Annotated in this window: 5 protein-coding genes and 2 pseudogenes; 3 read left to right on the forward strand and 4 right to left on the reverse strand. The window is 63.6% G+C overall.

Annotation, left to right across the window (positions count from 1 at the left end; genetic code table 11):
• A partial coding sequence (locus tag A5736_RS26665) for a non-ribosomal peptide synthetase (RefSeq protein WP_139333134.1) occupies positions 1-2,141 on the forward strand: 2,141 nt, incomplete at its 5' end.
• On the opposite strand, the pseudogene A5736_RS04530 reads toward A5736_RS26665, so the two are convergent.
• The 3 genes and pseudogenes from A5736_RS04530 to A5736_RS04540 form a co-directional block, all read right to left on the reverse strand.
• Positions 2,097-3,716 (reverse strand): annotated as a pseudogene (locus tag A5736_RS04530) (condensation domain-containing protein); the annotation flags it as partial. The gene A5736_RS26665 and the pseudogene A5736_RS04530 overlap by 45 nt on opposite strands.
• Before the next feature lie 39 nt (positions 3,717-3,755).
• Entirely contained in the window at positions 3,756-4,181 is a 426-nt protein-coding gene (locus tag A5736_RS04535; protein ID WP_083667141.1) for an acyl carrier protein, read from the reverse strand.
• Positions 4,150-5,715, reverse strand: a complete 1,566-nt coding sequence (locus A5736_RS04540; RefSeq protein ID WP_175611183.1) for an AMP-binding protein — start codon at positions 5,713-5,715, stop codon at positions 4,150-4,152. The genes A5736_RS04535 and A5736_RS04540 overlap by 32 nt, the downstream gene beginning before the upstream one ends.
• Positions 5,716-6,795: 1,080 nt before the next feature.
• Here A5736_RS04540 and A5736_RS04545 point away from each other — a divergent pair.
• Positions 6,796-7,548, forward strand: coding sequence for a class I SAM-dependent methyltransferase (locus tag A5736_RS04545; RefSeq protein WP_076244747.1), 753 nt, complete (start codon positions 6,796-6,798; stop codon positions 7,546-7,548).
• Positions 7,549-7,643: 95 nt separating this feature from the next.
• On the opposite strand, the gene A5736_RS04550 is transcribed toward A5736_RS04545, so the two are convergent.
• Positions 7,644-9,695 (reverse strand): glycoside hydrolase family 15 protein, encoded by a 2,052-nt coding sequence (locus tag A5736_RS04550; protein ID WP_076244749.1) that lies wholly within the window; start codon positions 9,693-9,695, stop codon positions 7,644-7,646.
• 614 nt (positions 9,696-10,309) lie between these two features.
• Between A5736_RS04550 and A5736_RS25855 the strand changes: the two are divergent.
• A pseudogene (locus A5736_RS25855) lies at positions 10,310-10,719 on the forward strand (hypothetical protein); the annotation flags it as partial.

The raw sequence follows: 10,719 nt of genomic DNA on the forward strand, positions 1-10,719 counted from the left end.
CAACCACAACCCCCCCCCCCCCACACCTGCCCACACCGGACAACCTCGCCTACATCATGTACACCTCAGGATCAACCGGACGCCCCAAAGCCGTCGCCATCACCCAACGCAACGTGGTGGCATTGTTTGCGGGCCTTAAGAAGTGGATCGGTTTCCCCCGGACGGATGTCTGGGCATGGTGTCATTCACCGGCCTTCGACGTCTCGGTGTGGGAGTTGTGGGGAGCGCTGCTTCACGGCGCGCGCGTTGTGGTGGTGTCATGGGAGACGGTGCGGTCGCCGCTGAAAATGTGGCAGCTACTGCTTCAGAAGCGCGTTACGGTGCTCAGCCATACCCCGTCAGCATTTTACGAGTTGATGCGCGCGGAGCCCGAATGCTCTTCTACCGCAGAGAGTTCCGCTTTGCGGATGGTGGTATTTGCGGGGGAGGCATTGGATACGTCTCGGCTGCGAGGCTGGTATCCGGGTGAACGCGCGCACGCGCCGGCCCTGATAAACATGTACGGCACCACCGAAACCACTGTGCACTTAACGTATTTGGAGCTGACCGCCGCGCACGCCGCACACAAACCGTCCCCGATCGGTGTGCCGCTGGGCAATATGCGGGTTTTTGTGCTTGATGCAGGGTTGTGTCCGGTGCCCGTGGGAGTGCTTGGTGAGTTGTATGTCGCGGGCGCGGGCGTGGCTCGCGGATATCGGGGCCGGGCGGCCCTGACCGCAACACGGTTTGTGGCCTGTCCGTTCGTCGACGCAGAAACACCGGGAATTCGCATGTATCGCACCGGTGATGTGGGGCGGTGGACCGCACACGGCGAACTGGAATTCGTGGGCAGGGCCGACCAGCAGGTCAAAATCCGCGGATTTCGGGTGGAACCCGGCGAGGTCGAAGCGGTACTGGCCGCACACCCGGCGGTGGCCCACGCCGTCGTCATTGCCCGCAGCGCCCCCCACGCCGCCGACGACGTCGCCGACACCCACTTGGTGGGCTATGTCGTGCTCAAATCACCCGCCGCCGACCCCTGCGCCCCCGCCGCGCTGGCCGCCGACATCCGCCGGTATGCGGCGACTCGGTTGCCCGAGTTCATGGTGCCCGCAGCAGTCATGGTGCTCAGTGCCCTGCCGTTGACCGCCCACGGCAAGCTTGACCGGCGGGCGCTGCCGGCCCCGGAGTTCGTCAGCGAAGCGGCCTATCGAGGCCCGCGCGATCCACGCGAAGAGGTGCTGGCCACCCTGTTCGCCGAAGTGCTCGGGACCGACAGAGTCGGCATCGACGACGGGTTTTTCGCCCTGGGCGGACACTCCCTCTCAGCGACCCGCCTGGTCGCACGCATCCGCACCGAACTCGGAATCGAGATCCCCATCCGGGCAATCTTCGACGCCCCCACCATCGCCCAACTAACCCAATGGCTCGCAACGCATTCCGGCCACCAGACGCGGGCCCCCCTGATGCCGCGACAGAGGCCGCCGCGACTGCCGCTGTCGTTCGCGCAGACCCGACTGTGGTTCATCTACAAATACGAGGGCCCCTCGGCCACCTACAACATCCCGTTGGCAATCCGGTTCACCGGGACGCTCGATACGGCGGCGTTGACCGCTGCGATCGGGGATATCGTGGCCCGCCACGAGAGCCTGCGCACGGTGTTCGCTGAGGCCGACGGAAGCCCGTGGCAACAGATTTTGCCCGCAGAAAAAGTAGCCCCGCCGGTGGTCGCCGGCGAGGTGTCCGGCGGGCAGGAATTGGCTGAAGTGGTGGCTGCAGCCGCCGAGCACCGGTTCGACCTCGCGACGCAGATCCCGATCCGGGCCACGCTGCTTCGGGTTTCGGCGACCGAGCATCTGGTCGTATTGGTTATCCACCACATCGCCGGGGACGGGGCATCGGTGGTGCCGCTCGCGCGGGATTTGGCCACGGCTTACGCCGCGCGGCGCGCGGGGCACCTTCCGACTTGGTCACCGCTCCCGGTGCAGTACGCGGACTACACACTTTGGCAGCGAGAAGTCCTCGGCCGCGAAGACGACCCCGACAGCGTCCTGTCCCAGCAGTTGGGGGGTGGCGTCGGTGAGCATGTATGCGGTGCGCTCGCTGGGGTAGTTGGGGTCGATGGGCAGGTAGGCTGCGCCGGTTTTGGAGATGGCCAGTAGCGCGGTGACTAATCGGGTGGAGCGGGGCAGTGCGACCGCGACGATGGTTTCTGGTCGGGCTCCATAGGTTGTCAGTCGGGCGGCGAGATGGTTTGCGCGAGCGTCGAGTTGGCGGTAGGTCAGGGTCTCGTTGTCGTCGTCGATTGCGGGGGCGTCGGGGGTGCGCGCGGCCTGGGCGGCGAACAGTTCTGGCACGGTGGCCTGCGGTATTGGCGTGGCGGTGTCGTTCCATCGGTTCACGACTTGGTCGCGTTCGATCGCATCGATGATCTCGATCTGATCGATCCGCCGCTCCGGATCAACCGAGACAGCATGCATAAACGACGTTAGGTGAGCTGCCAAACGGATCAGATCCTGCTTGGCATACAGCAGCCCGTTTGCATCAAGTTGGATATAAATATCGCCCGGCTGGCCCTTATCGCCTTGACGCGTATCGTAATACGCCGAGATCAAGAGATCATCGCAGGCTCCGAAAGTGGCGCCCCGAAAAACTGCACGACTTTCGCCGAATTCGATGTTTCCGAAGAATGGCAGAACATTGACGACGGGTCCAAATCGGTTGGTTCTCCCGTTCAGCAGGCCGACGTCGCGCTGAATTTCCGAGATTTGATATCGGGCATGGGCAACCAGCGTGCCGATCTCTCGATCCAATGATTTCGCAAAATCAGTGAAGCGGATCCGTGGCGCCGTACTGATGCGGACCGGAACAACGTTTGAGAGCATGCACGGCGTGCTCCATGCGACGCCGAACCTGTTAGCGACCGCTAGTCGAATCGAAAACTCCGATGCGGACGACGCTCGACTAAAGAAACCGGCCAGGCACCCGGTCAAAAACCGAGGCAGGGATTGGCCAGCGCGACCCGCAGCCGTTCTCAGCCGAGCCGCATCGTCTCCGGTCAGAGCCAAGCTTTGATGCAAGCTTGCCGGCTGTGGGAGATTTGGGCGTTCGGAGATTGCCAACGGCTCTGGCCAAGCAGCCGTATAGGTGGTCCAAAATTCTTTATCGGAAACAAAGCTCTCGGAGCATCTATATTGCCAGTCATCGCTGGCGATCAATTCTGGACCGCAAAATTTGGATCGGGAGGGGCTGACGCCCGACATCGCGGCCGTGTACACCTCCGCTATGCGCCGAACGGCAACAAGTAGTCCAAATCCGTCACACACGATGTGGTGGACTACCACGAATAGCGTGTGGCGCAATTCATCTACCTTGATCAGCCCCGCGCGGTACAAGATGTCATGACTTAGGTCGAACGCGCGATGAGTTATCGCTGATATTATGATGCGTCCAGCGGAGTCTGGGTTGTCCGTATGGCTGACATCGAAGTAGTCCGGTTCCCAGGCGTCCGGGTCGCGCTGCGTTTGGCGCAGTCCGGCTTCGTCTTGAGCAAAGGTGACACGCAAAGTTGGGGCTTCGCGACAGACGTCACGCAAAGCTTTCGCCATGACGCCGTGATCCAGTGGGCCGAAGATTTCAAGATGGCAGGAGATATTATTCGGCACATCCGGAACTAATCCCTGGGCAAACCATAAAGCCTCTTGCGCCGATGATGCTGCGATGCGACGGTCCGACACGACTACCTCCCACAACAGACGCTGACGCCGTCAATGCGGCTATGAATTTTTGGGGTTTAGTTGGTAAAGGCAGCTATCGCCGTTAGCGTGGATACCACGCCTGGGGTTATGTGGTCGGTCCGTCGCATCGCCTTCGACTTTGGGCACAATGAGATTGGCGAGCTCGCCAATCGTGAGTTCGACAAATACCACCACTTCTCCAATTTCCAAGGCAACGTCGAGGGCGCGTTCGACTTCTAGCAGGAGCTCCACCCGGGACGCTGACTCGAGGCCCAAATCCAGCGACAGGTTGGTCTGGTCAGTTAGTTCACGCTCAGAAAACGACGGGCGAAGGGCGCATACGGCGCGGATGATCTCGGCGACCACACGATCGCGGGTTAGCGGCGTGCTGCTTACCGGCGCCGGTTTTCCGGAGGTGCGAATCTCGGGTTCGTCATTGTGTGATGCGTTGGTAGAGCCGGTCATTGCCCGCCTCCATGAGATCTGCGGCAATGCGGCGCCTGCGCAGCTTGCCGCTGGTTGTCTTACTTAGCCAGTTCCGTGGTACGAATCTGACCCCCGTCAACGGCAGACCGGCCGCTCTGGCAGCTCCCAGCAGTTCTCGACGGCAGGCCATTGCCGCGTCGTCGCTGACGTCGGATCCGCTTTCGATCACTGCAACCATCTGGGTTGCCGCGTCGTGGTCCACTCCGACCACCGCAACGCGCCCTGTTTTGCCAAAGCCCGTCCGGACCAGGAAGTCTTCGACCTCGGTGGGCAAAAAATCCTGACCGGCGACCCGCACGACTTCGGCGGCCCGACCGGTGAAGACCAATTCGCCGTCAGCAATGAATCCGAGGTCGCCGGTGTGCACCGGAACCGAAGCGGGGATAACTTCGCCTCCGAAGGGGCCCGAGCACCGAGACGCTGACCGCACAACTACATCGCCGACGATGCGCTCGCCTGCCGGACGCCCCCCGACCTCGATCCATACTTCGGTATTGCGCGCGGGTGGTCCAACGGACACCAGGCGGGTGAATCGCTCGCTTCGATCGGGTGTTTCGGGTGCATCCACCGTCCGCCAGTGCCGATCCCCGGGAGCACAGGTCACCATCAGCGTCGCGTCGGCTAGGCCGTAGCACGGTCGCACCACATTTTCGCCGCATCCGGCCGTTGATTCGAACGCCGTTAGGACATTAGGGCGGATGACGTCGGCGCCTACGAGCACGGCGCGCAGCGCATCGAGACGGCGGCCGCGCGATGCCAAGGCCTTGGTTGCGATATGCATCCCGGCGGGAATGACCGGCCAAAAGCCCACTCGGTGAGTCGCCATTTGTTCGATCCACTGGGCCGGTGCCGTCAGGAATTCTTCGGGGCTCCACAGCAACAAAGGGCACCCGAGCGATAAACCGAGCAACGTGCTGACGAGTCCCATGTCATGCGACAGCGGCAGCCACGAGCCCGCCACGGGGTCCGATCCGACCGCGGTGGCGTCCGCCAATATCTCCAATTGAGCACTGAGGGCGCGATGTGATATTCGCAGGGGCCGAGGGCTGCCGACACTCCCCGAACTGAACTGTAAAAAGGCCGTTTGCTCGTGAGCGACGTCGGGTTGCGAGTGCTTTGATACCTGTTGCCACGTTCCATGCAGGTAGACGAATCGAGCGTTGACCTTTTCGGCAACGTCGTTAACGCGTCTTTGCACCGACGTAGCCGACTCGTAGGTTCGTGAGCCAGACAGCACAAGTGGCACTCCGCCGGCAAGCGCCACGGCGAAAAGCCCGGCCAAGGCGTCCTGTGGCTCCTGCACGACGATCGGTACGACAGTGCCTGCCAGATCTGGGGCCATTGCCGATTCGGCACGACCTGCGGCGACGATCTCACGCGCATCGAGCGTGGCACGGGCGCGAATGATCGGTATCGCTGTCGATCTGCCTTCGATCGACTCGCAGAGGTCAACAAGTACGGAACCCTGGGAAACGAATGTGTCCGGCAGTAGATTTGCACTCAGGGATTTCATCATCGCACCTCTCATAACCGGATCGGATTTTAAAGCGCTGTGATGCGGTGGCGCACGTAATTCGCGTTCGCAGAATCGTCCCGAAAAGCGGTCGCCACGGAACGGCGTTGTGGAATTGAAAAATGGGCCCGATGATTTTCAAATATTGTTTGCCATGTACCAACACGGATGCTGGCATTCGCGCGGTTTTGCGCGGTTATAAGGAGCTGGCTTCGTGGGGTCGCGGCATAAGATATCGGGTCACCCGTTAGAGGTTTGGTGGGGCCCGATGAGACGAATGGCGCAAATCGGCAATTGCGATCGCAGCCGCTGAGCACTTGCACAAATGCTGACCCGCTAGGCGGGCGATCGGCGTCGCGGTTGCCTTCGGCGGCGATACGCGCGAGCAACACTGTCCCCGGGTGGACCGCAAACTCGACCATCGCATCCTCCAACCGGTGCAGCACCCGCGTTTCATAGGAGGGGCGAGCGTGCTGAGCGCCGCTGAATCGTCTCTCTAACTTCCTTTCTCTCCCAGCTCATCATGGCTCATATCGCTATTGCTGCACAAGGCCCAACTGTGTCCGCCTTCGGCCCGCCTGGAATTGGGCGCGCGACTGAGCGTCCCTTCGTGGCAAGCGGACAGAAGCGTTTCGGATCGCGCGCAGCAACCTGAAAATCGTCAGTCGCGACATGACGTCTGTCGGCGATTCCGACGCGCCGTCCACGACCCAGCTGCGCGCCGGGGCATGATGATCCGGCAAGCCTGCGGTTACCGGCACCACGGCCCCCGCTCACGGGCGGTGACCGTTTAGCGCCTTCGTCATATCGGATCTCATCCGGTTGTCGCCAAAGTCGCGGAGTCGACCTCGAGGATCCGTTAGCGTAGGCTGCAACGTGATTATCAAGTTTGCTGTAGATGGTCGATCATTGCTCACATGTCTAATAGACTGCTCAATTCGTCGCAAGCCTAATAAAAGTACCAGAATTGATCGCACGCCTAATAACAAGGTTGAATTGTCAGGACAAGTTAATTAACGGCATCGAAGAAATTAATTAACAGACACGAAAGAAAGTAATTTACGCGCTCGAAGAAATTAGGTGACCGATTTGACCGCAGCGTTGCCCCCGGCCTTGCGCAGGGCGCTGCAACTGCTCGCCGAGCCTCCCACCGAGCCGGAGGTCACCAGGGGCTACCTCGATTTGCTCGCAGCCGAATCGGTTGGAGAAGGCTCCCCATCGGCGAACAAAACCGGGGCGATCCAGGCCCTATGGGCCTCCCCGATTGCGGCGATGGTCTACGACAACGCCCAAGCGGTGCTGCGCAAGCTGGTGCGGGCTTTCGAGCCCCCAGTCGAGTGGCTCGACATCCCGCGGGGCGGGATCATCCTGGACGCTGGCTGCGGCCCTGCCAGCGTCACTGCGTCCCTGGCCCGCGCTGCGGGCCCGGGCGCACTGGTGCTGGGCGTTGATCGCTCCAGGGCGATGTTGGCTCGCGCGGTCCGCGCGCAATCGGGACCACAGGTCGGCTTCCTACGCGCGGACGCACAGCAGCTTCCACTGCGCGACGAGACGGTCGATGGGGTCGTCTCGATCGGCGTGCTGCAATTCATGCCAAACCCGGCTGCCGCGCTGGCCGAGATGGCGCGCGTGCTGCGACCGGGCGGACGGCTGGGTGTGGTCGTCCCCGTCGTGCGGCATGCCGCCCGGTTCTGGCGCAGGCTACCGAGCCTCGATCCGTACGTGTTCAGCAAAGATGAGGTCGCGGACATCCTGATGGACCACGGCTTCGCCGGCGTGCAGACCAAGAATGTCGGGCCCGTCCAGTGGGTGCGCGGCAAACGCGGGGCGTAACCTCGGCAGTAGCACGTCGGCGTGGCCGGCGTTTCGCGAAAATCCATGGAGCGCAAGGGCATACGGACGGTGGCCGCGATGGATGGGCTGAAGCGCTATGTCGGCGCGTTGGCGGGCTGGAACATCCCGGAGCCGTCGGATTCCTCCTCAGCGCGGATCACGTGCACCACCGCGTTGATCAACGCCAGGTGGGTGAACGCCTGCGGGAAGTTGCCCAGGTGCCGGCCGGTGCGCGGCTCGATCTCCTCGGCGTAGAGGTGCAGCGGGCTCGCGTAGGACAGCAGCCGCTCGCAGAGCCGCTTGGCACGGGCTACCTCGCCGATCTCGACCAGCGCCGACACCAGCCAGAAGGAGCAAATCGTGAACGTGCCCTCCTCGCCGGAAAGCCCGTCGTCGGTCTGTTCGACCCGGTAGCGCAGCACCAGGCCTTCCTCGGTGAGCTCGTTTGCGATCGCGAGCACCGTGTTGCGCACTCGCGGATCGTCGGGCGGCAGGAATCGGGTCAGCACCACCAGCAGCAGCGAGGCGTCCAGCGCGTCGCTGCCGTAGCGCTGGGTGAACACGCCGCGGGAGTCCACGCCGTGCTTCAGGATGTCGGCCTTGATCTCCTCGGCGATGTCATGCCATTGCTGGGCATAGCTCTTCTCACCCTGTCGCTTCGCCAGTTTGGACCCGCGGTCCAGGGCCACCCAGCACATCACCTTCGACGACGTGAAGTGTTGCGGCTCCCCGCGCACCTCCCAGATTCCGCGGTCGGGCTCGCGCCAATGCGCGATCGCCTCCTCGACCTGCTTCTTCAACACCGGCCACAACGTTTCCGGAACCTGCTCGCGTGATTTGGCGTGCAGATAGAACGAATCCAGGATCGAGCCCCAGATGTCGTGCTGGACCTGGTCGTAGGCGCCGTTGCCGATGCGCACCGGACGGGCGTGGTCGTAGCCGGTCAGGTGGTGCAGCTCGTCTTCGACCAGGCTGCGTTCGCCACCCACCCCGTACATCACCTGCAGCGGATGGCGCTCGTTGCTGTTGGCGCCGGACACGTCGGCGATGAACGCGAAGAAATCGTCGGCCTCGCGGTCCAGTCCCAGCGTGTAGAGCCCCCACAACGCGAACGTCGAGTCGCGAACCCAGGCGTAGCGGTAGTCCCAATTGCGTTGCCCCTGAGGTGTTTCCGGAAGCGACGTGGTACTGGCCGCCAGCAGCGCGCCGGTGGGGGAATAGGTCAGGCCCTTCAGCGTCAGCGCGCTGCGCTGCAGGTACGCCCGCCACGGATGGTCGGGGAAGTTGCCAATGTTGATCCATTGCCGCCAGCACTCGGTGGTCTGCCACATCTTTTCCGCAGCCTCGGCATAGGTCTGCGGCGCCGGGTGCTTGGTCCAGCTGAGCGCGACGAAGACGTCGTCGCCCTCGGTCATCCGGGTGCGCGCCCGGGCCTCCCGCCCCTCGATACCGATGCGCAGGTTCGTGGTCAGCCGGAGCGTCGGGTGGGTGTCGGGTTGCCGGCCCGCTCGCGCGACGGCCTCGCCGTACGCATTGGCCGAGTAGTCCCAGACCGCGGTGTCGCGGTGGTAGTCGAACGCCGGCTCGCAGCTCATCATCAGTTCGACGGTGCCGCTGACGCACCGCACCGTGCGCAGCAGGATGTGCTCGGCATCCCAGTCCATCGGGGTGCGACGGTGTGTGTGCGAGCGACGTTCGAGGTCGTGCCAGGGCCCCATCACCAGCGCGTCGCGCACGATCAGCCAGCCGGTGTGGGTCTGCCAGGTGGTCTCCATGATCAGGCTGCCGGGAAGGTAGCGGCGGGCCGACGGCACCGAGACGCCGTAGGGGCCGAGCCGGAAATGCCCGGCGCTGCGGTCCAGGATCGCGCCGAACACGCTCGGCGAGTCCGGCCGGGGTACGCACAGCCACTCCACGGAACCGGCCGGGGAGATCAGGCAGGTCGTCTCCCAGTCGGACAGAAACGCGTAATCGGCGATCGGCGGAAACGGGTTGCGCAGCGCACCAGTGGACGCGAAGGGTGCGGGCGCGCTGAAATCGAGGGGCGACGCCAAAGCCGATTCGCGGCTCCTCTCCGGCGCCGTTTCGAGGGCTTCCCCGGGGGCGGCGTCGGCCGGTTGGTCGGCGGGTTGAGCGTGCAGCACCATTTCGACATCATCGACTGTCGACCTGCTCGCCGTCCATGATTTTGCTGATAAGCGTTGGCGGTGACCTTCCCGCGCCGTAGTTGTGCTGCCCGTCGTGCTAGCGGTGACCCCCGCTGCGGGGCTTTGCCGGACTGCCTCATCGGCGGTGGCATCGCGTTGATGCGCCACGCCGGCAGGGTGTGCGGCTCACCAGCGTCCGGCGCACGATTCGTGATCGTCGCTCGGCTATTTGATACACGAGTCGGACCGCCTGCGCCTCAACAATTCTCGTTGCATCGTTAGCGGCGATACCGCCGAGCCCGGGACTCGCACGTACGAGACCGACACTGGTGGAAAGACTTTGGCAGAGCCGAACCACCGGATCAGCGACGATGCGCAGCGGGCCGTTTGTGCGTATTGCATTCTGCGCCAAGATAATACGGGTCCAGTAAAGCCTCGAGTGTTGTACGCCAGTCCAATACGCACTGACGTTGCAAAGCTGTGCCGCCGCGCATAGCGTCATCACGCGGGTGGCTCGCCCCGGCGCCTAGTCCGGGGAGGGCGCCAGATGGGTGGAGAGTCTGCCCGGGGGGATCAAGCCGGATATCCCCATTCAGCAACGAATGGAGAATGCGATGGAAACAATTCACAACCTCCGCAGATGGATCCTCGCCGCGGCCATGGCGGGTGCGCTCGGTGCTTTCGGACTGGGCGCCGGGATGGCCAGCGCTGACCCGGACAACGGCGGCAGCGTCAACGGTGGTGCCGGTGGCGGCGTTAACGTGGGTCCGGTCCAAGGCGGTGTCGGCGGCAACACGGGTGGCGGTGTCAACGCCGGTCCGGGCGGCGTCAGCGGCGGTGCCGGCACCGGCACCGGCGGCGACCTTAACTTGGGTCCGGTTCAGGGCGGCGTGGGCGGCAACACGGGTGGCGGTGTCAACGCCGGTCCGGGCGGCGTCAGCGGTGGTGCCGGCACCGGCACCCGTGGCGGCGTTGACCTGGGTCCGATTCAGGGTGGCGCGGGCGGCCACACGGGTGGCGGCAT

Source organism: Mycobacterium sp. SP-6446 (assembly GCF_001954045.1).
Lineage (GTDB): Bacteria > Actinomycetota > Actinomycetes > Mycobacteriales > Mycobacteriaceae > Mycobacterium.